The sequence below is a fragment of the Nocardia sp. NBC_01499 genome (assembly GCF_045040275.1).
Classification (GTDB): Bacteria; Actinomycetota; Actinomycetes; order Mycobacteriales; family Mycobacteriaceae; genus Nocardia.
Genome location: NZ_CP109426.1, coordinates 6,773,805 through 6,797,100 on the forward strand (window position 1 = coordinate 6,773,805; position 23,296 = coordinate 6,797,100).

General features: G+C 66.5%; 20 protein-coding genes. 6 read left to right on the forward strand and 14 right to left on the reverse strand.

What is annotated here, in order from left to right; translation table 11 throughout:
* The first annotated feature begins 40 nt into the window (after positions 1–40).
* From OG203_RS30970 to OG203_RS30985, 4 genes are all read left to right on the forward strand, one after another.
* Positions 41–1,735, forward strand: coding sequence for a vWA domain-containing protein (locus OG203_RS30970; protein WP_405160763.1), 1,695 nt, complete (start codon positions 41–43; stop codon positions 1,733–1,735).
* 299 nt (positions 1,736–2,034) lie between these two features.
* Positions 2,035–2,682, forward strand: a complete 648-nt coding sequence (locus tag OG203_RS30975; RefSeq protein WP_405160764.1) for a hypothetical protein — start codon at positions 2,035–2,037, stop codon at positions 2,680–2,682.
* Between the two features lie 159 nt (positions 2,683–2,841).
* Positions 2,842–3,381 (forward strand): hypothetical protein, encoded by a 540-nt coding sequence (locus tag OG203_RS30980; protein ID WP_405160765.1) that lies wholly within the window; start codon positions 2,842–2,844, stop codon positions 3,379–3,381.
* A gap of 2 nt (positions 3,382–3,383) precedes the next feature.
* Positions 3,384–3,545: a hypothetical protein gene (locus OG203_RS30985; protein ID WP_405160766.1), complete on the forward strand. Its 162-nt coding sequence runs from the start codon at positions 3,384–3,386 to the stop codon at positions 3,543–3,545.
* A 319-nt stretch (positions 3,546–3,864) separates the two neighbouring features.
* Here the strand turns inward: OG203_RS30985 and OG203_RS30990 are convergent, their stop codons facing one another.
* The 14 genes from OG203_RS30990 to OG203_RS31055 form a co-directional block, all read right to left on the reverse strand.
* Positions 3,865–5,304, reverse strand: a complete 1,440-nt coding sequence (locus OG203_RS30990) for a cutinase family protein (RefSeq protein ID WP_405160767.1) — start codon at positions 5,302–5,304, stop codon at positions 3,865–3,867.
* Positions 5,305–5,832: 528 nt separating this feature from the next.
* Complete coding sequence (locus OG203_RS30995; protein ID WP_405160768.1) at positions 5,833–6,246, reverse strand: hypothetical protein; 414 nt, start codon at positions 6,244–6,246, stop codon at positions 5,833–5,835.
* Positions 6,243–7,400 (reverse strand): hypothetical protein, encoded by a 1,158-nt coding sequence (locus tag OG203_RS31000; RefSeq protein WP_405160769.1) that lies wholly within the window; start codon positions 7,398–7,400, stop codon positions 6,243–6,245. Before OG203_RS31000 ends, OG203_RS30995 begins: the two co-directional genes overlap by 4 nt.
* Before the next feature lie 106 nt (positions 7,401–7,506).
* Positions 7,507–8,190 (reverse strand): hypothetical protein, encoded by a 684-nt coding sequence (locus OG203_RS31005; protein WP_405160770.1) that lies wholly within the window; start codon positions 8,188–8,190, stop codon positions 7,507–7,509.
* Positions 8,183–8,512, reverse strand: a complete 330-nt coding sequence (locus tag OG203_RS31010; protein WP_405160771.1) for a hypothetical protein — start codon at positions 8,510–8,512, stop codon at positions 8,183–8,185. The genes OG203_RS31005 and OG203_RS31010 overlap by 8 nt, the downstream gene beginning before the upstream one ends.
* A gap of 78 nt (positions 8,513–8,590) precedes the next feature.
* A complete protein-coding gene (locus tag OG203_RS31015) occupies positions 8,591–8,872 on the reverse strand; it encodes a hypothetical protein (protein WP_405160772.1) in 282 nt (93 codons plus the stop codon).
* A 149-nt stretch (positions 8,873–9,021) separates the two neighbouring features.
* Positions 9,022–9,690 carry a hypothetical protein gene (locus OG203_RS31020; RefSeq protein ID WP_405160773.1) on the reverse strand — a complete coding sequence of 223 codons (669 nt, stop codon included), beginning with the start codon at positions 9,688–9,690 and terminating at the stop codon, positions 9,022–9,024.
* Between the two features lie 462 nt (positions 9,691–10,152).
* Positions 10,153–11,130, reverse strand: coding sequence for an NlpC/P60 family protein (locus OG203_RS31025; protein WP_405168062.1), 978 nt, complete (start codon positions 11,128–11,130; stop codon positions 10,153–10,155).
* Entirely contained in the window at positions 11,130–12,152 is a 1,023-nt protein-coding gene (locus OG203_RS31030; protein ID WP_405160774.1) for a replication-relaxation family protein, read from the reverse strand. Before OG203_RS31030 ends, OG203_RS31025 begins: the two co-directional genes overlap by 1 nt.
* Before the next feature lie 74 nt (positions 12,153–12,226).
* Entirely contained in the window at positions 12,227–14,731 is a 2,505-nt protein-coding gene (locus OG203_RS31035) for a type IV secretory system conjugative DNA transfer family protein (RefSeq protein WP_405160775.1), read from the reverse strand.
* A complete protein-coding gene (locus OG203_RS31040) occupies positions 14,728–17,757 on the reverse strand; it encodes a PrgI family mobile element protein (protein ID WP_405160776.1) in 3,030 nt (1,009 codons plus the stop codon). The genes OG203_RS31035 and OG203_RS31040 overlap by 4 nt, the downstream gene beginning before the upstream one ends.
* Entirely contained in the window at positions 17,754–19,232 is a 1,479-nt protein-coding gene (locus OG203_RS31045) for a hypothetical protein (RefSeq protein ID WP_405160777.1), read from the reverse strand. Before OG203_RS31045 ends, OG203_RS31040 begins: the two co-directional genes overlap by 4 nt.
* Before the next feature lie 380 nt (positions 19,233–19,612).
* The gene (locus tag OG203_RS31050; RefSeq protein ID WP_405160778.1) at positions 19,613–19,987 is read right to left on the reverse strand and encodes a pilin; all 375 of its coding nucleotides are present in this window, start codon (positions 19,985–19,987) and stop codon (positions 19,613–19,615) included.
* Complete coding sequence (locus OG203_RS31055) at positions 19,978–20,961, reverse strand: hypothetical protein (protein ID WP_405160779.1); 984 nt, start codon at positions 20,959–20,961, stop codon at positions 19,978–19,980. Before OG203_RS31055 ends, OG203_RS31050 begins: the two co-directional genes overlap by 10 nt.
* A 447-nt stretch (positions 20,962–21,408) precedes the next feature.
* Between OG203_RS31055 and OG203_RS31060 the strand changes: the two genes are divergently transcribed.
* Positions 21,409–22,134, forward strand: a complete 726-nt coding sequence (locus OG203_RS31060) for a hypothetical protein (protein ID WP_405160780.1) — start codon at positions 21,409–21,411, stop codon at positions 22,132–22,134.
* A gap of 50 nt (positions 22,135–22,184) precedes the next feature.
* The gene (locus tag OG203_RS31065) at positions 22,185–23,147 is read left to right on the forward strand and encodes a TRM11 family SAM-dependent methyltransferase (protein WP_405160781.1); all 963 of its coding nucleotides are present in this window, start codon (positions 22,185–22,187) and stop codon (positions 23,145–23,147) included.
* The last annotated feature ends 149 nt before the right edge of the window (positions 23,148–23,296 follow it).

Consider the following 23,296-nt stretch of genomic DNA (forward strand, 5'->3'; position numbering starts at 1 on the left):
ACCCACCAACCCACCGCCCGACCGGAAAGGGACACCCGCCATGGCTCCCCATGTGATCGCCGATCCCGCCACCACCCCCGCACCGGCACCGACCGCACATGGCTGGGACATGCTCTCGGCCGCGCTGACCGCTGAAGTCGAGCCCATCGCTGACCGTGATGATCTGATCGTGACGATCGCCCCCGGCGCGGCACATGGGCACCCGGCGGTGTTCTTTCCCGGCCATGCCGCGATCGAACTCGACGGAAACCATTTGGGTATCGACCCGGCCACCGCCAAACCCCACCGCAACAGCGATCGCACTCGCTACGCCCCCACCTGGGGTGCACTGACCCACGAATGCGCCCACGCCCAGCATTCGGTGTGGGAACCGCCCATGGTCGCCGATCCGGCCGTGGTCGAAGTCGCGATGCTGCTGGAAGAGTCCCGCATCGAGGGCGCGCACATCCGCCGCCGCCCCGATGACCGGCACTGGTTGCGCGCCAGCGCCACCGAGTTCGTTCTCAGCGATAACGGTGGACCCGCCGGTGCCGCTGCGTTGGCGATGAACGACTACGCCGCCGCCCACAATGCCGCGCTGCTGCTGGGCAGGGTGGACGCGGGCATCCTCGAACCCGCAGAATGCGCACCCGCCGCCGCCGCGATCGAGTCGGTCCTGGGGGCGGACAAGTTGGCTCAACTGCGCGCGATCTGGTGTGAAGCCCACACCACCGACGATGACGACGCCACCGCCATGCTCGAGCTGGCTCGCCGTTGGCTCGACATCGTCGGCCCCGATCCGCACGCCGAACCCGAACCGGGTTCGGAGTTGTCGACAGCGGTTGCCGCTGCGGTCGCCAATGTGGCCCGCGCGGTCGCCGCGCACGTCGTCGAACCCGACCCCGCTGAAATAGCGGAAGCCACAGCACGCGCCGAGGCACGGCGTGCCGCTGCCACCGCGTCCGTCGCCGCCACGGTGTTCGGCACCCGAACAGGGGTGACGAGCGCCGTGCACACCACCCGCGCACCCAGCGACGACGAACGCCGCGCCGCACGGATTTTAGCTCGCGCACTGACCACGGCGAGCGGGCGTGAACGCACCGCCATCAAGACCACCTCGGCACTGCCACCCGGACGGTTGCGGATGCGCGGCGCACTGGCCCGCGACGCCCAACGCGCGGCGGGGGCGATCCCCACCGCTGAGCCGTTCACGCGCGTTGTCCGTAAACCGGTCCCCGTACCGCCCTTGCGGGTCGGTATCGCCTGCGATATTTCCGGGTCGATGAGCTCCTACGCCGCACCGGTCGCCTCGGCCGCATGGATCATCGCCAACGGTGCCCGCTTGGCGACGCTACCCGCCGGAACAGCCACCGCCACAGTCACATTCGGGCAGAAAGTAGGGCCGGTCACCTATCCCGGGCTAGCACCCGCCCACGTGAGCGAGTTCCGCTCCGGTGATTGCTGGGAAGCCATCGACAAGGCCATCGACGCCCTCGACGGCGCGCTCGGGCTGTCGCGCCCGGAGAACACCCGGCTGCTGGTGATCATCTCCGACGGGGAATTCCGTGACGACCCTCGCGCGAAGGCGCAGAAACGGATCAACCGGTTGCGCGCGAGCGGGTGCGCGGTGCTATGGCTGGCACCCCACGACCGGGCCAAGCCATTGACCGGCGCGATCGTGCACACCGTGACCGACCCCGCCACTACCGCACACGAAATCGGCCGCGCCGCAACCCAAGCCGTACGCACCGCCTGAATACACCGCCACCACCCGCACCTAGCGCTGGGCCGAACAGTTAGGAGTCAGTGATGAACCACACGAACGAACCTCCCACCACCGCGAGCGGTTCTGCGGCACCGTGGGCCGCGCGTGCGCTCGTAGCCGGATTGCGACTCGACCATGGCAAGCACGTACGCCATGTGCTGGATATCGGCAACTACTGTCGCGACATCGGGTTCACCGATGATTCGTGGTGGTGTGATGTGCCAGCGCGGTACCCGATCGCACTCTGGGACACCAGGCGGGCGGCGCGGCGGGTCTACCCGTTCGCGTTCATGACCACCGACGAGCGCCGCACCTACCGACGCCAACGCCCCCCGGCCGTGCCGGAAAACATCGACCCGCCCGAGGACGAAACCGCGCGGATGTTCGGTGCGCCGTGCCCGGTGCGCAGCGGCGAGGAGGTCACCTACGATCACGCCGAACATTCAGGACACGGGTACATCCTGCGCGTGATCAGTATCGACGGGATCGCAGTGTGTGAGGTCGCCGGGGACGACCAGCGCAGGGTGCTGGTGCCGCCATGGCGGGTGACCCCGGTCGACCCGAAGCCCGAATTCAAGACATTCACCGGCCAGATGAACACCCTGGTCGCAACGCAATGCCGGAGGGCGACCTGCACCCTGCGGAAGCGGCACCGCAGTGCTGACAAGCTCTTCGGCCGTATGACCGAGGAGTTCGCATCCTTTGCCCGCGCGGTCGCCGACGGCGAACCGCGCGTGGCCATCATGGAATGGAGCCGCAAGATCAAAGAGCTCCAACACAAAATCAACGAGTACTCCGAATACCGCGACCTTGTCATCGAGTTCGCCCTTTTAACCGAAGATGATGCCCACCGAATCCTCACCACCCCGCCACAGCCCAGCCGGGCAGCTACGTCGAATACCGCTCGCAGGCAAAGGAAAACACGCCACGCGACGTAGCCACCCCGCCGACCAGCACGTCGGGGTAAGGGCGTGACTGACCGCCACCATTGTGCACGAAAGCGGCTGTGCCGCAGCTAAAGATGTTCGCACTGCCTGATACCGCACGACCCATCATTCCGGGGCGCGGCCCCGGCCTATCCCTACGGAGGTAATACCATGACCGAGCACACCCGCCCCGCGTCGGTGAAGGCCGACCCTCTGCCGAATCGGTTCGGTGCCCCGTGTCCGATTGCGGTCGGTGACAAGGTGACTCACTTCCAGGACGGGTCTGTCGGTGGGCACGTGGTGTTCTTATATTCCGAAGACGGTGTCGCCATGTGCCTGGTCGAGCAGCCGGGCAACCCGCATGCTGTGGCTATCCCACCGTGGTTTCTGCGGCGGGTCGGTGGTGACGAGCTCGCCTTCGCCGAACAGATGGCGGACTTGGTTTCCGTCCAGCGGGTCACCGCCCGAACGGTGCTCGAACGTAAGCAGCAGGAGGCGCTGTCTCACGCTCGCGAGCTCGCCGGACAAGTCGCGACGGTGATCGACGATCTCGTGGGCGGAAGACCACCTTCCGTCGTGCCCAACGACTCGCTGGCCAACTGCCTTGAGCACGCACTGGCCGATCTCGGTGAATTCCACGACCTGATCAGCAGCGTCGGACTGCTCGCCGAAGCCGAGGCTCCCGACCACGACACCATGCCCGCCGAGTAGGTGTGCCCTCATCCAGAATTCTCCTGCCGAATGTCCGCAGCCCGAATATCGCAGCGTTGCTGGCCTGCTGCAACGGTAAGGATCTGGCGGCGCTGCTGCTGGCCTACGACGGCGGGCCCATCTTCGGTGATCAGTGCCGACCCCACACGCGGACGAGCGGGTGACGCCCGGTAGGGCGTCACCCGCTCGACGACAGCGACCGGACTATCAGTCCTTGCGAAAAGTGTGCTTGACCTTCTCGCCTGCGGCCTTGACGTGGGCCTTGGTCTGATCGCCCTGAGCCGACGCAAACACGCGCGAATAGTGACCGGTACCGCTGTCACCGTCACTCAGGCCCCTATCCTGAGGCCCCGTTTGCAGTGGATTCGTTGCGGTACCGGGATATTCGTGGCCAAGCAGACCGCGAGCGGACAGGACGACCTGACTGGCTACCTGCCGAGCATCAGCAGACCGGAGCATCGGACGACGGCCGCGCGTAGTTTCCTAACGAGCGCGCTCGATGCTGTCGATGAGGTAGCCCAGGACTTCGCGTACGCCGTCGGTGTAGCCGCTCTGGTGTACACCGGAGCCGTAGAACGTGGCGGCCTCGCCGCCCTGGCGGGCTAGTTCTGCCAATGGGTCAGCGGTGGCCGGGTCGGTGGGGGTGGTCATGTTCGAGGCCAGGCTCGTGAGTTGACCGGCTCCTTGCCCGGTGAGGGCTTGTGCCGTTGTTGCGGCGAGGTCCGCGGCGATCGGGACGAGGCCGACGAGGTCGAGCCCGCTGCCGAGCCAGTCTCCGGCAGTGGCCTTTTGCGTTGCACGCCAGGCGATTTCCTGTCCTGTTCCGAGGTCGGTGGCCACGCGAGTAATATCGACTCGGGCGAGGATGTCGACGATTTGGGCGGCGGCTGCTGTGGTGCCCGAGGAGTCCAAGGGGGCGGCCATCGACAGTGCTTGCGCCACCATGTGCAGATCGACCTGGGAGGCCATGCGCACGAGCGGGTTGAAGGCGTTGTTGAGCTCGCCGACGATCTGGTGTGCTCGGGGCAGGTCCGCGGCGGCGAGGGCATTCGGTAGCTGGGTGAGCCCGTCGAGGATGGCGGGGATGTTGGCGGCGACACCGGTCAACCCGCCTGCCACGATCGCGACTTGGCGTACCACCGAGGCCGGTTCCAGCCCCGAAGTCCCCACAGAGCCCATAGCAGCGGTAGAGCTTTGCGCGATCAGAGTGCCGTTGCCAGTGAACGCTCGTCCCATCGCCGCGAGCACCGGTGAGGTCTGCTCGGAGGTCGAGCAATACAGATCACCTTGCGCGCACACGGTTCTGACCCGTGTGCTGAGTTGACCGAAGTCCTCGCGGAGACCGCCGATGCCCTCACCGGCGGTATCGCCGCCGAGTTGCGCAGTGGCTGGGTCACGGTGGGGGTCGGAGAGCAGTCCCACCGCAAGGACACGGTCCGCGGGGATCGGTCCGGCGCCGCGGCCGATCTGCGAGGCGACCTCGCCGGCGGCGTCGGCACCTTGGCTGTAGCCGGCGAGTACAACCTGAGACGACTCGCACAGCCCCCCGAGCAGAGTTCGCAGCCCCTCCACTCCAGTGGTTTTCGATGCCATGTACGGCACCGGTGTTGCGGGGTAGGGCAGGTAGCGCACGGCGATATCGGCGCCGAAGCGCGCAGCCAGTCCGTCACCGATCGGGGACAGCAGTCCTGCCGGGCGTCCCGGGTCGGCGGTAGGCCCGGTTTCCCCGGTGCCGGGCACCAGCACGGCCGTCCAGCGCGGGCACGCGGCTGTCCCGCCGGGGTCGGCTAGGGCGTAGCCAGCGGCGGCGCTGAGAGAGAGTGCTGTCGCCGCACATGTTATCGCGCATGCGATCAGCTTTGTGGTACTGCGGCGGCGAGGGTGCCTGCCGTCGCGGCGTGAACCGTTGCGGCTGTTGATCATCGATGCCTCCAGGAGTGAGTCCGATGCAGGGTTTGGTTGTCCCTGCACACGTCGACCCCGTTCTCCGGGCGGTTTTTCAACAACCACACAGAAAGCTCTTCTGCGGATTTGTCTGGAACGGGCAGAGGACATGCCCGGCTCGGCGAGCCGGGCACGCCCGGGGGAATCGGTGAGCGCTTACCTCTCGAGAGCTGTCAAGGGAGATGGGTTGTTGCCGAACCCGCCGTGCAGCCGCCAACTCATCTGGCTGTCCACGGTGTAGTCGGTGCCGGTGGTGTGGGCGAGGATCGCGTGCGTGGCTGTAAGTACGAATTCTGGGACCACTTATCCGCGAATTCTGAGACCACTTGCGGCCGACCGGACGCCCTGCGGTATCCGCGAATTTCGACACCACCCGAGCACGGCATCCGCCGCACTCGACCCAAATATGGCTCAGACCAGCGCGTTCCCGGCTTGGTAGCCGAGTCGTGCAGTGATCTCGAGATTCGTGGATACGAAGGTGGGGGGCTTGCGGGGTGGTGTCAGCTTTCATGGATAGACGGTCTCGTGATTCGCGTATAAAGCCACGTGCGCCGCCTCGACCGGTGTTCGGTAGTGCCTGCCGGTCAGGGGGCCTGAGATCACGTATACAGCGGTGGTGTGGGGGTCGAGCATGGCCTCGGTGCGTTCGCTGTCGTAGATAGCGAAGATCGGTATCGCCGAGATGTTCCCGGGAGGGCGGGTGGTGAGTAGCCGTGTCGCTTCCTCGGCGATGGCGAGCCATCGCCCGATGCTGTCGGGCCCTGCCTCATCGGCGGTGCAGAACACGGTGTGCAGTGCTGCGGCCAGCGCGGCGGGACGTGAGACCGGCTGCGGGGCAGTCGGTGTGGCCTTCGCCGATTGTTCGGAGTTGTGACCGAACTGCCGAATATCGTCGGCAGCTCTCTCTGTTCGAGGACTCATTGCTGACCTCCGCTGATGTCCAGGACAACCGCCCACCGGTTCAGGCCGATGTCGGCTGCAGTGGCGGCGTTGTCGCCGACGGGCTCGGTGATCCCGCTGTCAGGGTGGCGGGCCCAGGCTAGGGTCCGTCGTTCGGCTTCGGCGGCGCTGGTGGCGTCGATGGCCACCGCAACGACTCGATCCCGATCGACGCAGCCGGGGTGGTGGGGAAGCCGTTCGACGTGCCAGCAGTCCGGAGGTACGTCGGGCAGAGCGTCGCCGGAGGTGGTTTCGGGTGTCGGTCGGGACGTGGTGAGCGCGTTTTGGGCGGCGGTGGGGTTGTCGAAGATTCTGCCGTCGGGCAGCAGCAACCCCCCGTCGTGGGTGATGGTCGCGGCGGCGGCAGGATTTCCGAGTTTCTGGCCCGGGCGTAGTGTCCCGTTCTTGATCAGTTCGGCGATTCCTACCCGGGGGGTGAGTGGGAATGGGAACCGCGTCATATCGAAGTCGTAGTCGAGTTGCCATCTCGGTGCGCAGGTGGCGCAGATCGAGCCTTCGCGGTGATCGCATCGATTCGGGGTGTTGACCCGGAATCGGACTTCGCGGATGTGCGGGAACCGCTGGCCGGTGCCGGAGTCGGTGTAGGACTCATCGAGGCGAGCGATCAATACCTCGCCGCTGTCGTCGGCGGGCTCGGCGATCGCCAGAGCATCGGCGGTGGTGGTGTGGGGAATTCGGTGTTCGATCACGTCCTCGCCTGCGGTGAACCGGTACACGATTCCACTGGTGTCGCCGTTGTCGTAGCCGTCGAGTTCGTCGATCATCACGGTGAGGCACTGGCCGTTCCCGGCGGCGATCACTTCCGGCGACAATGCTTGCGGGGTTGGGCCGGTCTGCTGCCAGGCCAGGGCATATTCAGCGAGGGTGCCGCATACCGCCTCGTTGTTGTATCGGTAGACGTAGCGGGGGCCCAGGCTGCGGATTACGGCGGCAACGATGTCACCGAGCTTGTCGACGATTCCAGCATCGGCGTCGCGTTTCCAACTCTGATAGGCCGCGTCGATCTCGTGGTGGCGTCGGCACAGCACGTCGATGATGATCTCGCGAGCGAGGAGGTCGTTGGCTCCTAAGCCGGGTTCGTGCTGGTCGAAGAATTCGAGCGTCTGTCCGAGCACAGCTGTGCTCCTACGCTCGGCTATCTGTCTCATCTCGGCGAGGAGTTGATCGCTAGGGGAGTGGCTGGTGGTGTTGGTCATCGGAAGTCTCCTGTGATGTGTATTGCTAACGGGTGCAGCGGGCAGGCCCGGTGGCCGAGTTCTCGGGCGTGGTCAGGGCTACGGTCCAGCGGCGGGGCCCGATACGGTCGAGTGCGAGGGCGCTCCAGTCCTCGCCCGCTCGTGTGTGTCCCTGGATCCAGGTGATGGCTTGTGCGATGGCGTGGCGGCGATCCGGGGCGGTGATCGCGATGACGATCACCGTGTCGGCGGCGGCGCTGGCGGGGTAGGCGAGCTGCTGCACATCCCACACCTGCGGCCACCGGGCGGGTTCGGTTTCGGCGTGCTCGTCGTGAGGCGATTCGTCGGCCTCGGTCTGGGCGGCGTTCGCGGCGGCCGAGGGGTTGGCATAAATCCGGCCGTCGGCCAGCATCAACCCCTCGGCGGTGACTATCGCCGACGCGCTGGCCTCCGGACCGCCGGTCAGTGTGTCGCCCACCCCGAGTTTCCCGGCCGTGATCAGATCGACAATGGTTGGGCGGCAGTCGATCCGGTCGAAGGGGAACTCGTCACCGAAGTCGTAGTCGTACTGCCAGCCCGGCGCGCAGTCCGCGCAGATGGTGCCTCCTTGATGCAGGCACTCCTCGGCCGGAAGCACGCAGAATTGAACAAGGCTGGCTTGCTGTATTTGCACACCTGTTTCCATATGTGTGTAGGACTCGTCCAGGCGGGCGGTGAGGATTTCATACATCGCTGGCCTTCGTGTCGGACTCGACGCCGGAAATAGGTGGAGGTGTGCCGAAGAAAATGCCTCCGCCGTATTGGGCGTTATGCAGAGCGCACGCGCTGGTGATGTCGTCGTGGCCATCGGGGCCGAATGCTTTCAAGAGGGACCCGTAGGCGAGCAGTAGCCAATGATGGTGACGGGTGCCACCTAGGCAGCCCAATCGTTCGCAGGTCGCGCCGATATGGAGGGGTTCGCCTACGATGTATCCAGCCTCGGCGAGTATCGCTGCCACCGCGCCGACGCTATCGGCGTCGGGTCCGTAGATCGAATGCGCAAATTCAGGCATGACAAAGATCTCTCTGTTGATGGGGTTGGGCGACGGTGTTCCGATAGCACGCTGGGTAACGCGCCCTTCCGACTCCGGTCAGGTCACTTTCTCGGAATCTGTTGTGGTGGATCCGATTTCAGTGCGTAGAGCGCGGCCCGCACTGGTGCGGTCGTAGTGCACCACGTAGTCCCATTCCCAGCTGTAGGCGCAGTCGCGGCAGATCGTGACGCCGTGATTGCAGGCCGACGGTTGTTTGACCAACAGTTTCCCGATTTCGCGCCGATCGTCACGCTGTTGCACTGAAATGTAGGCATTGCCGCTGAGTTTGGCTCCGATTTTCACCGCACCGTCAGGGTCGTGTGATTTCGTGTCTTTCATCAGAAACATTGCGATGCACCTGCTTTCGTGGTTGTTTGGTCGATCGGTTCGCCAGGCGCGCACTTCCGTGGGTCTCGGATGTGTGGCGTTGTGTGCCGGAATGGTGGCACCGGATGACTGCTGTCTCCGATGCCACATGCGCCGTCGAGCTAGGCTGGGGCGAGGCGGAATTTCTTCGGGGTGTCCGAGGTTTGGGTGGCGATACCGGACGCGGTGAGTTTGACCAAGGCGTTGTGCACCGCGCCGCTGGAACGTTCCAGTTCTTTCCCGATTTGGTGCGGGCTGAATTCGTCGTTCGGGTGGTCGCGCAGGTGGTCTTCGACTTGTCCGCGCAGCGCGCCTGGTGCCAGCTTCTCCGGTTTGTCGGTGCTGGCGTTCTCCGATTCCACCGCTGCCCCATCGCTTTCGGTATCGGTGGTGGGTTCTGCGGTGGGCTGCGATGGTGTTTCCTCGACCGTGGCCGGTTCCGAGGTCGTGGTCGCGGAGTCGTCGCTGTCAGCGGCGGCGGTATCCGGGGTCGCGGAGTCCGCATCGGCGGTCGTGTCGTAATCGGGTTCGGACGTGGTTGTTGTTGTGGTGGGTTCAGGATCGGTGCCGAGGAAGATGTTCCATCGGTCGGCGGAGCGGGGATCGCTGCGGTGGATGCGTTTGACGAGACCGTCGACAGACCAGCGGGCCAGGATTTTGCGCGCGGTGGAACCGCTGATTGCGGCGATGTCGGCCAGTTCGGCGGCGGTGCGATCGGGGCTGGATTCCAGTGCTGACCACAAGGCTTTTTCGGAATCGGTTTTTACCGGGGTTGTTTCGGTGGTGGACATGACTACTCCAAGGGTGTTGGTTGGCTGTTTGTCATATCCCGGCCGGGACGGGTGCCCCTCGGTTGCGCTACCGGTTGTGTGGGGTTCCACCTATATGGACGCTCGATACCCGATGAAATGTCAAGCGATCATCAAACAAGACACCCATCTTGTTTTCTAATGGCCCTGTATGGGGGCAATCCTGTGGTTCCAGTGCCTATTTGGCGTGGGGCCGATTCCAGGGCAGTGTTTCGGTGAATAGGTGTTCGCGCTGCCAGGCGGAGACGCAATGCGGGCAGAGGGTGTCGGTGTGTTTACATTTCGCTGTGATTGCGAGAGGTATTTCGACCTCGTCCAATCGGAAGATCATCTTGTTGCTGCCGGGCGGAGTGTAGGAGCAGTCGTGTAACGCGCTCACTGTCGTCTTGTTACGCATCGATCTCTAACCTTTCGCTGAGAAGAAAGTGCGAGAACGTTCTGTATTTATGCGGGAAGGTTTGTGGGGCGGGTAGCGCCGAAGTAGTCGTCTCCGGAGTGCCGGTAGTGCTCGATTTGCACGGGCTGATCGAAGGTGGGGGCGTTGACCATGAGACCGGCTCCCAGGAATAGGCCGACGTGGTGAATGTCGGTGGCGGTGCCGTAATAGACGAGATCACCGGGCAGCAGTTGGTCTTCTGGGATCGGTGTTCCGGCGTAGAACTGTTCGATTGCGGTGCGGGGCAATCCGATTCCAGCGGCGGCGTAGGCGGCCTTGGTCAGCCCCGAGCAGTCCCAGCCGCCCTCGGCGGGGCCATCACCACCCCACACATACGGTTGCCCCAATTGCGCGCACGCGAAGGCAATCGCGGTATAGGCAGCCGGGTCGGGAGCCTGGATATCGCGGCAATCGCCATCGAGGACCAGGGGTTGGGCTTTGTATCGGGTGGCTTGGTCGAGGACTTGGGTGACATAGGACTCGGAGTGGTTGTAGGCGAAGATCGCGGCGTGCATGTCGGCGGGTGCGCCGGAGTCGCACAGGTAGTAGGCCGCGGCGTGGATGGCGTCGGAGGCGTTGTAGCGCGAGGGCGGGCTCGCCCCACCCGGCGGCATCGGGTGGCGGGCCACTACGGCATCGAAGGTGGGTGCCAGAAACTGCATCGACCCACCCGCACCGGCGAAGTTCTCCCCGGCCCAGACACCGGGCAGGGTGGAGCGGGCGTGGTCGGTTTCGACTTTCCCGATCGCGGCCAGCACCGCCCAGTCAAGACCGGGACACACAGCGGCAGCGCGCTGATAGAGGACAAGGCGCTCAGCGGGAATATCGGCAACCGCCTCGGCACTCGGGGTGCTACCGCTGCTGGGCTGTGGCGTGAGCGTGGTTGCGGTGTTACCGAAGACAATGACGGTGGCGGTGACCGCGCTGATCACGACCGCAGTGAACAGGACCGAGACACCGCCCACGCCAAGGGCTTTGGTGAGCATCACCGATCACCGGCTCCGTGCGGTGGGGTCGGCGGCGGAGCCTCGAGGAGGCCCCGGGCGCCCAGGGCTGGTGGTGTCGTCTGCTCGGCGGTGATCGCCGATGATTCGGTGACTCTGGGCCAGGCGGTGGCGAGCTGGTGCAGTTCGAGGCGGCCGGAGCTGGCGGTGTTGTCCAGAGGCAGCCAGACCCGGTCGGCGGGGCTGGGATGAGCGCTGGTGGGGTCGAGCAGATCCGCGGCGGCGGTCGCGACCGGTACCGAAGTAGGGTCGTCGAGGCTTCGCCACATCTGCCCCAGGACGTGGCGGGCGTGGACTTCGCGCCGATAGGTGGGCACCCACAGCAACACCGGGGTGAGGATGCGGGTTTGCCGAGCGAGCTCGCCATAGCCAGCGAGTTTGTCCGCGACCTTGCTCAGCGCCATGGTGGCGAGATCGAACTCGAGCAGGAAATCGATCCGAGTCCCGTCCCGGCTCCACCGGCCGTAGCCGTCGGGCCGTACGAGGTCACCCCATAGCTGTGCGCATCGGGTCTCGGACCACCACGCCAGCAGCTGGGAGGCGTCGGGGCGTTGGCGCAGGGGTGGGGCGGTGAGGCTGGTGAACCATTCGTTGACTCCGACGGTGTGGGCCAGGCCCAGGCTCAGGGCGATGCGGGCGGTGCGGTCGCGGCGGTAGCCGAGCTCGCGCGGATCACACCCGATTTCAGCGGCGAGGACTTCGACTCCGGCGGGGGACAGGACGTGGTGGTCGGGGAAGCTGCCGACGGAGCGTTGGGGCCGGAATCGGTCGATGACCCCGTAGCGGTGCAGTTTGAGCATGCGGCGGCGCGCGACCGGTGCGGAGTCGAAGCCGAGGTTCGCGACCTGGGTCGTCGTGAGGACCCGGTGCTCGTGCAGCATCCGCAATAGCCACCGGTCCCGCTCGGTCAGCTGAACCGCCAGCCCCGCCAACTGCCCCGTGCCGAGGCGAGTGCCTGGGCGCAGCGCACGCATATCGGTGGATCGAGTCGGTTTTACGATCATCAGGAAGTCCTCCGAATTCTGTTGCAGCACCATGTGACCCACGTGTGTCCGACACCCCCAGGACGCGGTGAGGTTCAGGACAGGCGCGGGTCGCGCAGCGACGGCTCCGCAGCGCTGGACCGCTCGGGTCCGGGGGTGGGCGCAGCGGTGTGGCGGGTGTGGGCGATGGCGCGGATCTCGCGGGCACGGCCGGGAATTGGTGTGGGCAGGGCGGTGGTGGTGAGGGTGAATGGTGGGGTTTGTTGTCCGTTGACGAGCAGCCGGGCGGCGGCGTGGTAGGCGTCGAGGTGGGTGAGGTCGTGCTCGGACAGGAACGGGGCGGTGTGGCGTGCCAGTTCGCGGGCGTCTTCGGGCGCGCAGGTGAAGGTGATCTTGTTGCGGGCATTCGCCGAGATCGCCTCGCGTAGCTCCCGGGGCAGCTGGCCGAGGTTCTGGTGGGCCAGCACGAGCGACAACTTGAGCCCGCGCGCTTCGGCGAGCATGTCCTCGACCGGGGTGGAGAGGTTGAGGAAGTTGTGTGCTTCATCCAGCACCAAAGCGGCGTCCCGGCGGGCAGTGGCGGGGGTACTGGCTCGGGCGGTGGTGGCCTGCCAGGTGCGGGCCACGATCAACGACCCGACCAACCGCGTCGTCTCCTCACCCAACGATCCTTTGGGCAGGCGCGCCAGGCAGATTCCGCCGTGGTCGAGAACGTCGGCGAGGTCGACGGTGGACGGGCCTGCGGCGATGGCGGCTTTCACGAACGGCCGTAACAAGAAGGCCCGCAACTTGTTCAACAGTGGCCCGATGACTTGGTTGCGGCCCCCGCCGGAGAGCTCTTCGTAGGTGTCCCAGAACCCGCGCAGCACCGGATCGGTCACCGAGGCGGTGACTCTGGCCCGGTAGGCGGGCTCGATCAGCAAGCGCGGCAGATCGGCCAGGGTCGCGATGCCGGGCTGGCCGCACAAGGTGAGCAGGCTCGCACGCAGGACGTCGTCGGTGCGTGGACCCCAGTACTGGGCGTAGATACGGCGAAACACGGTGACGAGGTTGTCGACGGTGCGGTCGATATCGGCGCGGTCGGCATCGAGCGGATTCAGGCACGGCGGCCGAGCTCGGGAGTCGGCATCGAAGATCACGACCTTGTCCCCGTGGCGCCGCGGGAGCCGGTCGAGGACATCGGTGACGAGGTCGCCTTTGGGATCGACGACGACCACCCCGCGTCCGGCGTCGGCATCATCGAGGATCATCCGCCCCAACAGCGTCGACTTCCCTACACCGGTCGCGCCCAGGACGTGCAGGTGATGGCGGGCGTCGATGACCTTCACCGCCACCGCCCGCCCACTCCCGGCGTCACTGACGCCGAGGGCTTTGGTGTGAGGCCCACCAGTAGCGACGTCGGGTGCGGGTGCCACAGCGCGAGCTCCGGCACGTGCGACGCCGGGGATATCGGAATCCAGCGGCAAGTGGGCGATCCCGGCCAGCTCGGGCACCGAGAGCAGATCCCCACGCCCCAAACGCCTATCCCGCAACGCGGTATCGAGAAACCAGCGGCGGTGACGGCGGTAGTAGTTGTGATCGGTGCACGCGGCGAACACCGCCGCCAGGGTGTGCGCACGTCCCCGGGTGACGGCACGCGCCGCCCGGACCACCTCGGGCTCGGCATCGACGGAAACGTCTGTGCTGACCGCGTAGCGGATCACAGTCGCCCAGTGCGCCCCACGGGCTTTGGTGGCCGCCGCCCGCGATTGGGTCGTGTACTCCATCGCGGTTTGCCGGTCGGGAGAAGTGACTCGGCTAGAGGCCGACGAGCGAGTGGTGTGCACCGGGCCGGGAGTGATCAGGTCCAGCAGATCGGCGACTACCGCGAGATACCACCGACCTCCGGCCCCACCAGTGGTGCGGCGGACCCGGCGGCCGGTGGCGGGGCGAGCCAGGATCTGTACACACGCCGCTTGATCGGCGTCGAGGTTGGATGCGGCGGCGATCAGATCGCGGATCGGATCGTTGCCCCGATAGTCCAGCAGAATCGGCAGCGTCTCGGCCCGCCCCAGGCGCAGCTCACCACCGACGAGCAGCCGCCGATGCCTGGTCTCCGGTTGCGGCAATGGTGGACTCGCGTGCTCGAGGGTGCGGGTGCGGGCACCGGGCCAGGCAGATTCCACGGCGCGTTCGATCAGGCCCGGAGCGATGGCGGCGGGTACCCAGATCGTGATCGCGACTCCGGCCGCCGGGGTGATGCGGTACTCGAACCCCAGATGCGGCTGCCCGAACACCGTCCGCTTCCACGCCGGACGGGTCACCCCGATCAGGTGCGCCCACAACCCTGCCGCTGCGCCCGGGTCGACGGAGGGTGGGGCGAGGACAGTGACCTCGCGGGCGTCGGCCGCGGCCCGCCGGCGTCGCCGTCGCCGGACCGCGAGCACACCGATCGTCGCGAGCACTCCCACTACCGCGGACACCGTGATCCCCGCCGGAATCAGAAGGTGGCGCACGTGCTCGCCGAAACTCGAGACCGGATTGTGTGTCCCGGGGTCGCGGAGCAGGTCGGGTAGCCACGCCCGGTGTAGCGGGATCGCCGGTGCGGCAACGATGTTCATGCCGCGTCCTGCAGGTCGATGTAGGAATCGCCATCATCGATATCGCCGCCGTCGGTGTCGGTGACCGCATCGAGAGACTCCTCGCAGGCGCCGATGCAGACATTCGCGTCCTCGTCAGTGCCGGTGAGCTCGCCGGGGTCGGTGGTGATGAGGTCGTGCTCCGCCGCGGAGGCGGTCGCGGCGAACACAGCCCGGTGTGCTCCGGTGGAGAGCAGGCCGTGTCCGCGTGCGGCGGCGAGCAAGAAGCGGCGTTCGCCGTCGGAGATCGCGAACGCCGTGGTGATGTCGTCGATGGCTTGCGGGGCTTGGCGCAACAGAATCTGGGTGGCGGAGTTCGCCACGATCGCCTTACCCAGATCACTGCCCAGGACGTCGGCGCAGTCCTGGGTCGCGATCGTCAGTCCGGCCCACAGTTTGCGAAATGCCTTGGCGGCCTTAAGAAGGAACTCCGCTCCGGCGGGCTGGCGCATCAGGATCCAGGCCTCGTCCACGTTGACCAGGCGGGGGCGTCGCGTGCCGGGGTTGGACACTCGCCGCCAGGTCGCGTCCAGGGCGAGCATGGTGCCGATGGTCTTGAGCTCCTCGGGCAGCTCACGCAAGCTGAACACGATCATCGCCCCGTCCGCCACCGTGGTGGTCGGACCGTCGAGCAGCCCAGCGAACGCTCCGTCACCGACATAGGGCTGCAGGGCGGCGGCGAGGTCGACCCCGACTCCGGCTCCACAATCGAGGAGCTGCTTGCGCAGGATCCGCATGGTCGGGGCCGGTGTGGTCCAGGTGGTGGGGTCGTCGGTGATCCCGACGCTGGTGTAGGCGGCGGTGATCGCGGCATCCAAGACCGCTCGCTGCGCGGGTGTTGGTTCCCCGAGTAGGACGCGAAGGACGGTGTGCAGGAACAGTTTGCGTCGGTTCAACCCATCGGCGGGGGCGGCGCGGCGTCCGTCGGGGCGGGTGTGGACTTCCAGGTCGAAGGGGTTGAGGCGGACCCCCTGCGCGCCGAGGCGGATATAGGTGCCCCCGACCGCCTCGGCCATGCGCCGGTACTCGTCCTCAGGGTCGATGCAGATGATCTCGATACCGCGGTAGAGCGAGCGCAGGATCTCGGTCTTGAGGAAATAGCTTTTACCCGACCCGGAGCGGCCGAGTACAACCGCGTTGTGGTTGTCGACGCCGGTAGCGAAGCGATCCCAGAACAACAAACCTGAGCCCGCGTCGTGGCCGTAGAGCACACCGATCGGGGTGGTGACGGTGACCGGGTCGGTGGCGGGCAGTTGCGGGCTGCTGAACGGGAACGCTGCGGCCAGTGCGGCGGTGTCGAAGGTGCGGCGTAGTTTCACCAGGTCCAAGCCCAAGGGGAGGGTGGCGACCCAGCCTTGGACGCTGCGGTAGCTCACCGGACTGGTGTTGATGAGCAGGCTTGCTGCCAGTGCCCGCACCGCGGCGACCTCTTCGGTGAGTTCGGCAGCCGAATCCGCGTGCACGGTCAGGTAGACACCGACGCGGAACAACCGCCCTTCACCGCGCGCGACGCGGGCCGAGAGGTCGTGGGCGTCTTCGGCCGCGACCTCGACCTGCGGGTCGGCCAGGCGGCCGTGCTCGGCATTGTGCATCCGCGCGGCCTCTAGACGCCCGAGTTGGCGTCGTAACCGTGCTGCGGCGGTGACCGGGTCGACGGGCTCGATGTGCAAGGCGAGTTCGATACGGCCCGGGTGGGTCAGCAGTGGTGCCAGCCAGCCGGGATGGACCTCCCGTGGATACCCGGTGACGGCGAGGGTGGCGAGGTGGTCGTTCCCGACTTCGAGATGGCGGGTACCGATCGTCAGTGACTCGGGCGCGAACTGCTCACCGGCACTGTGATGACCGGCGCGCCGCCATGACCGGCCGCGGCGGCCTCGCGCCGCCGTGCTCGCCGGGTCGTCCTCGACGGGCAGGCCGGCGAGTTCGGTAGCGGTGAACTCGGAGTCGCCGGTGGTGATGACCGCTGCCCGTGACGCGACGTCGGGCGAGGTGGGCACGAGGCTGCCCGGGTTGGCCGCATCGGTGAGGATCGCGGTGGCTTGGGTGTCATCGAGGGCGGTGACGGTGATCTCCGCGGCAGCGAGGAGCTCGCGCGCTTCACCGAGGCGTCGCAGTAACCGTGATTCCGCCGCGCGGCGCACGGTCGCGGACAGCTGCTGGTGGCGAGCGCGCCGAGACCCGCCCAACACCCACCCGAACACTGCCCCGATTGATGGCCCGCCCAACCCGGCCACCGGAATCGTGGACAGGTCCAAAGGTTCACGGAACACCAGCAGCACCTGGCGGCACAACACGTCACTCTCGGTCTCGAGTGCTCTCAGATGTTCGGCGTGATCCACCGCAGCCGCCGCCAGATCCGGTGACATCGCCTCGGTCGCGGCGTGCAACTCGGTGATGCGGGAGTGCAGGTCCAAGCGTGCGGTGCGGATCAGGATCTGCACCCCGTGCCCGGAGAGTGCGTGCAGATATCGGCCGAGTCCGTCGACGAGACCTTCTTGCTCGGCGGGGGTGCGTAATCCGAGGTTGACGGTTCCGGCCGCCGCGATCACCGCGAGCCCGTCACGCCCGAGATCGATGACACCGACCTGATCGCTGCCCGCAGGGGTAACTGCCTCGGGCAGATGAAGATCGGCAGCCGAAAGCGGCTGCGCGGTAACGACTTCACTGGAGTCGATGGCGTATTTGGTCAGCCAGCGCGGAGGCGCACCGATGCCTTCAGGGGCGAGGACTCGGGTGCGTGGTTGCAGGCGTTGGCGGATCGCGGCGACCAGCAGCTGGTCGGCGGCCAGGCCGTCACGGGTGGTCAGGACCATGACCGTGGCCGCGACACCGAGCGGGAGGACGGCGGCAAGGAACACCGGGGGTGCGATCAGCGTGCGGGTGAGAATCCACCCGAGATAGCCCAGCACGGCGGTGGCGGCGAGGATCAGGAGCTGGCGGGCGGTGAACGGGCCGACGAGGCGGTCGGCGCGCTCGACATCAGCGGGGATACGGATCGGAGTAGTCATTTCTTCGGACCTCCAGAACGACGGGTACGGGACGTGGCGGGCAGGTTCGGTAAGGGGAGCCGCAGTTGCCGTCCCGGCGGGCGCGCTGCGGGCGGCGGCGATGGTGGCGTTGAGGCGGGCAGGGACGCACCACGCGGTGGTGGCGCACTACGTGTCGGCGGTGTGGTGGCGGACTCTCGGCGGACCTCGAGTGGCAGCGGGTACTGGCCGCTGCGCAGAGCACGGTTGCCTTTGAACGGGTCGGGGTCGAAATCGAACGCGAGCTGACCGCGGTGACTCGGCGCCGCAGGACTCGGCGGTGTGGCTCGGCGCACGGCCGGGACGCGGGCCACGGTGATCGGCAGCCGGTACTGACCGTCGCGACCCACCGGTGGTGTCGGCTCGGGAGCCCAGAGCGGCAAACTCAGCTGACGGCCTCGCCGCTGATTCGGTTGCCCCCGTTGCTGACTGGGCGATGCTGCGGCGGGCACGGTATGCGGTTGCTGGGACCGGGCCGACTTGGCTCGGCGAACACCAGGCAGCGGCAGCATCAGCTGCCCGTCACGAGTAGCCCGGACCCGCGTATATGGGTCCGTCTCGCCACTAGCCGTGCCGCTGCTGCGCATACCCGATGGCGGTCGCGGTGGCGCACGGCGCGGGGTCGGCCCTGAGCTGTGGCCTTTGATCAGCCCGAAGGTTTTGTAGGCGATGAAGCCTTTGATCAGGGATCCGGCCATCGAGTGGCCGGGGCCGATCTTGAGTGCCGAGAGCAGCCAGAAGGGGATCTTGACCAAGATCGTCATCAATGCCAGCGCGACGAGGATGTTCACGATCCCGGTCTGGGTGGGTGCGAAGAATACGAACCCGCCCGGGGACAGGAACACCCGCAGCGCGGTGACCAGGACCAGTGATTGCACGACCTGGATCGCCAGGCACGCCCCGAACGCGCGCCACCACCAGCGGGCGATCGGCTCGGTGTGCGGTAGCCCGTGGCACATCAACGCCAGCGGAGCGGCCACGATCAACACGATGGTGATGGCGACCCGCACGACATAGGTGATCAACAGCACCGTGATCGTGACGGTCAGAACATTGAGCAGCAGGATCGCGAACAGGCCTGAACCCGGGCTCGTGGCCGTCAGCTCTGTGAGTGCGGCTGCCGCGGAGTTCGGATCCAGTGCGTCTCCACCGATAGCGGTGGCTAGGGCGTTGGCCCACCTGATGGCTTGGGTCGCGATCAGCATGCTCATCGCACCGGCCACGAACCCGGTCACCAACCGGGGCACGAGTTCGCGCACCGTCCACCGGGTTTGCAGCATCTCGTAGGTCATGACCAGGACCCCGGCGGCGACCACGATCAGCCCGTAGCAGGCCAGCACCATCTGCCACGAGGAACTCCACAGCTCGCCGACGCGGGGCAGTGATCCCGGATCCGGCGTGCTCAGCAGGGTGTGGGATAACAACTCCAGCAACGGGTTCAACGCGGAGTCGACCACGCGTTGGAAGAAGCCGTCGATAGCTTTGGCGACACAGCCACTGATATGGCGGATCCCGCAGTCGGGATCCTCCGCCCCGGTACCAGTCGGGTCAGACGGTGCCGGACTGGTGGCCGGTGGGGCCGGTGACGGTAGGACCGGTGTCGGGGCCGGGGGTGGTGTCTGCCACCGAGTCGGTGATAGTGGCGGGGACGGTTGAGCCGAGGCGGGTGGAGCTGGTGGCAGGGCCGGGTCAGCGACAGCGGTCGAAGGAGTTCCGGATCCCAGCAGTGCGGCGAGCAGCGCCAGCGCGCACAGCAGTCCACGCCTTCGGCGGGGCCTCGCCGACCGTGGTGGGTGGATTGCTGGTAGGTCGGCTGAGTGTGGTGTCGGTGTCATCGTCAACCACCGACGATCGATTTCAGGACGCTCACGATGACCGGCGCGAGCAGTGCCAGGCAGTAGCCGATCATCGCCGCGCGTAGTGCGGATTTGGCTTTTTCGACCTCGCCGGGATCGCCGGAGCAGATCAGATACCGGGCACCACCCACGGTGAGGCACACCGTGGCCAGGGTGGCGAGGATCCCGACGATCCAGTTGCGCAGGTTGTCGAGAACCTCCTCGAACGAGCCCGCGACGGCCAGAACCGAGACCGGTTGTGCCGCTGCCGAACCGGCGACCGAAACCCCGATGACCGTGAGTCCGATCGCGACCAGCGCGACACGACGCGCCCGTGCGCTCGGGTACGCCAACAAGGAGAAAGGGTTTATGCGCATCGACGTACCTCCGGACTCGGGTGGGCGGGGGCTGGGGTGTCCCTGCACACCTGCACTCCCGATCGCGGGTCAGGTTTCGACACCAGCCGCGCAATCGGTGCAACGCCTGAGTCCCCGCGGTCAGGACGGTGAGGCCGGTCCTTCGGTGCTTGCGTCGGCGCCGGTGAGCCCACCGCGCGGGCAGCGATCTCGCTGGTCGCGCCCGGATCCCGATCGCGCATGCGCTCGCGCAGGTAGGCGGCCAGCTTGTGTTCGGCGCGTCGTCGAACCTGGTGCAGGGCCTTGTAGGACACGCCCCGCTCGGCGGCGAGCACCGTCAGCGAGTGCCGCTCCAACCGGGTCGAGGCGATCAGCTGCGCTTGCGCGCTGGTGATAACTCCGGCCTCGACAGCGTGGGCCAGGACGAGGTCGGGGTGCCCGTGCGGTGAACGCATCGGCCGATGCGTTCGTTGTGTGGGATCGTCGTTTTCGGGGGCATCGACCCAGGTACTCGGGACGGGGGCGTTCTGGCGTTCGCGCATGCAGGCGTAGCCGCTGCGGTAGGCCGCCCACCGCAACCGGTGCAACACCCACGGCCGTGTGAGATCGATGCGAGCGAGTTCGGCAAGAAACCCGCACAACACCGCAGCTTCGATATCGGCGAGATCACCGGCCCATCGGTATGAGAGCCGCGCCGACGTCGCGGCCAGTACCGGCAGAGCCATCCCCGCGCACACCATCGTCGCGTCGCCGCCGTGTGTGCGGGAACGTCGCACCAGCCACACCCACACCGCATCGACGGTCGCGATCGGTACCCCGGGATCGAGCAGCAGGTCGAGCAACCGACCTACCGCGAGCTCGTGGGTTCCCAGCCCGCTGACGATCTCCGGCGGGAGCGCGATCACCTCGCGGGCCAATCGGCCGTAACTCGATCGCACCACATCCAACGGTGAGGACCCGTCACGGCGGCGCTTCATAATATTCGAATCGATCATTGTCGGACTCCTTTGCTCGACGCGATAAATGCGTTGAGTCAAGGAAAAAGAACCACCGCCACCAAAACGCCACCAAATGACTTCCGCACGACTTCCAAACGACTTCCGGGCACCGGCGCGGGTCACCCTCGATCAGACCGAACTTCGCTGCGAATCCTCTGGAAGACCACGGGAAGTCAGGCCGCTGAGCTGGGCGGTGGCAGGTTGGTGGCGTTGCGGTGGCGGGCTGAGCACCTCGCCGATCCCTGACCGAAATCCTACGGATAACTCAGAGAATATTTTTTTGGGTCATCAACTCGGTGACTGTTCTTCAGGCGCTCGGTGGGCGTGCGAATTTTATTTGAGTTCGAGGGTTATTTGACAAATCCGTATGCCGGTGTTGAAAGAAGAGATCGTGCACGGAGTGGACAGGTATAAGCCATTCACTCCCATCGAGAGGCGATTCTTATGCCAGCCCAGCAGCACCCTCGCCGCCGATCACCTCACAGCACCACCGACCGGGACGACCCGCGACCGCACAAAGCCATCCCGTCCACGATCTGGGCCTGTGGTACCGAGCCGATCCACCCCGTCAGCGCGTGGCCGACCCCGATCATCACCCGAGTAATCACCGAGTTCAGCACCTCGAGTGACCAAGTCTTGCTTTGGCAGTGGCCCCGGCTTCCGCATGAGGACACAGGCCGTGATGACCCCGACATCACGACCGCCCTCGCCGAGGTTCAGGGGTCCGGGCGAACGGTCCAGATCCTCGAACTCGGGGCGGAGGGCCGAATCAGCTTCGCGCCTGGTAGCGCCGATCTGATCATCACCATCCAGATCCCCGGCCACCACGACTTGTCCTCGGGTGCGGACCTGCTCGCCTTCGCCGCGACCCGGTTACGGGCCGGTGGGGTGCTGGTCGTGCTCACCTGCTGCGACTGGACCCACGGTGTCCTCAACGATCCCACCGCGGCGATCGTCGCCGACGCCCAGGCCGCCGACCTGCTCTACCTCCAGCACGTCGTCGCCGTCGCGATCCGGGGCGACGCGATCGCCACCGGCCCCACCACCCCCAGTGCCGAATTCACACTCCGGCGCGCCCACCGCCGCGTCCATACCGACGTCCTGGTGTTCGTGCAACCCAACGACCACCACCCCCTACCAGAACCCAAACCATGCCGACCTCGGCCGTGACCACTACTGACCCCCGACACCGCGAACCCGGCACAGGAAGAAGGACCACCGTGACCGCCACACCCGCCACCCACCTCGACTCACCCCCACCCGCGCTGCCAGTATCGGTGTGGGCGACCGCGCAATCCTCACCAGCCAAACAACGCAGCGGCCGCTACAGCCCCGAAGGCACCGCGCACCCGGCGAAAATGCTGCCCGCCATCGCCGCCCACGCCATCGCCGCCTACACCCAGCCCGGCGACCTCGTCCTGGACCCGATGTGTGGAATAGGGACCACTCTCGTGGAGGCACTGCACTCGGGCCGGCGAGCGGTCGGCGTCGAGTACGAACCCCGATGGGCCGAGATCGCACGCACCAACGTGGGTGTGGCCCGCGAGGCAGGCATCGAGCACGATGCCGCAGTGTTCACCGGCGACGCACGACGACTGAGCAGTGTGCTCCCTGCTGAATATCACGGCATGGTCGACCTTGTGATCACCTCACCGCCTTACGGAGACTCCACTCACGGACACGTCACTATGGCCCCCGGTGAAGGTGTCCGCAAAAGCAACCATCGCTACGGTGCGGTACTGGACCGCGGCAACCTCGCCAACCTCGGCCTGGGCCGGTTGTTGAGCGGATTCACCCGAATCCTGACCGCCACCGCTCCTGTGCTGCGACCGGGTGGATATGTCGTCGTCACCGCAAGGCCCTGGCGGCAGCACGCCGAGCTCATCGACCTGCCCGCCCACATCATCACCTGCGCCACCGTGGCCGGACTCATCCCGGTCGAACGCTGCGTCGCGCTGCTCGGCCGCCTCGCCGAGAATGACATCGTCGCCCGTAGCTCATTTTTTCAACGCGACTTCGTCGTCAAACAACGCGCGGCCGGGCTGCCAGTGCACCTCATCGCCCACGAGGACGTTCTGATCTTCAGATCACCTACCGCCGCCGACACCGCCACCGATCGCCGTGCCACGCCCGTGGCAGGGCTGCCACGCTATCCACATACCCCTCCCACCCTGGCCGCGTGAGCAGGTGAGCGTCAACGAGTCAGCGACCTGAAAGGAGAGCCGTTCGATGATCGGGCTGGGCAGTGATACTCCAACTGCACCGCGTTAGTGCTGCCAGCCAGCGATGGACTGAGCGGGGTCGTGCCTGCACCGAGGTAGCGGTTGTAGGG

Bases quoted from the DNA above. Each gene is read 5' to 3' on its own strand.
- OG203_RS31040 (WP_405160776.1), bottom strand. From the start codon at position 17,757: ATGACTACTCCGATCCGTATCCCCGCTGATGTCGAGCGCGCCGACCGC.
- OG203_RS30970 (WP_405160763.1), top strand. From the start codon at position 41: ATGGCTCCCCATGTGATCGCCGATCCCGCCACCACCCCCGCACCGGCA.
- OG203_RS30975 (WP_405160764.1), top strand. From the start codon at position 2,035: ATGACCACCGACGAGCGCCGCACCTACCGACGCCAACGCCCCCCGGCC.
- OG203_RS31020 (WP_405160773.1), bottom strand. From the start codon at position 9,690: ATGTCCACCACCGAAACAACCCCGGTAAAAACCGATTCCGAAAAAGCC.
- OG203_RS31010 (WP_405160771.1), bottom strand. From the start codon at position 8,512: ATGCCTGAATTTGCGCATTCGATCTACGGACCCGACGCCGATAGCGTC.
- OG203_RS31060 (WP_405160780.1), top strand. From the start codon at position 21,409: ATGCCAGCCCAGCAGCACCCTCGCCGCCGATCACCTCACAGCACCACC.
- OG203_RS31015 (WP_405160772.1), bottom strand. From the start codon at position 8,872: ATGAAAGACACGAAATCACACGACCCTGACGGTGCGGTGAAAATCGGA.
- OG203_RS31055 (WP_405160779.1), bottom strand. From the start codon at position 20,961: ATGATCGATTCGAATATTATGAAGCGCCGCCGTGACGGGTCCTCACCG.
- OG203_RS30990 (WP_405160767.1), bottom strand. From the start codon at position 5,304: ATGATCAACAGCCGCAACGGTTCACGCCGCGACGGCAGGCACCCTCGC.
- OG203_RS30995 (WP_405160768.1), bottom strand. From the start codon at position 6,246: ATGAGTCCTCGAACAGAGAGAGCTGCCGACGATATTCGGCAGTTCGGT.
- OG203_RS31025 (WP_405168062.1), bottom strand. From the start codon at position 11,130: ATGCTCACCAAAGCCCTTGGCGTGGGCGGTGTCTCGGTCCTGTTCACT.
- OG203_RS31005 (WP_405160770.1), bottom strand. From the start codon at position 8,190: ATGTATGAAATCCTCACCGCCCGCCTGGACGAGTCCTACACACATATG.
- OG203_RS30980 (WP_405160765.1), top strand. From the start codon at position 2,842: ATGACCGAGCACACCCGCCCCGCGTCGGTGAAGGCCGACCCTCTGCCG.
- OG203_RS31035 (WP_405160775.1), bottom strand. From the start codon at position 14,731: ATGAACATCGTTGCCGCACCGGCGATCCCGCTACACCGGGCGTGGCTA.
- OG203_RS31050 (WP_405160778.1), bottom strand. From the start codon at position 19,987: ATGCGCATAAACCCTTTCTCCTTGTTGGCGTACCCGAGCGCACGGGCG.
- OG203_RS31030 (WP_405160774.1), bottom strand. From the start codon at position 12,152: ATGATCGTAAAACCGACTCGATCCACCGATATGCGTGCGCTGCGCCCA.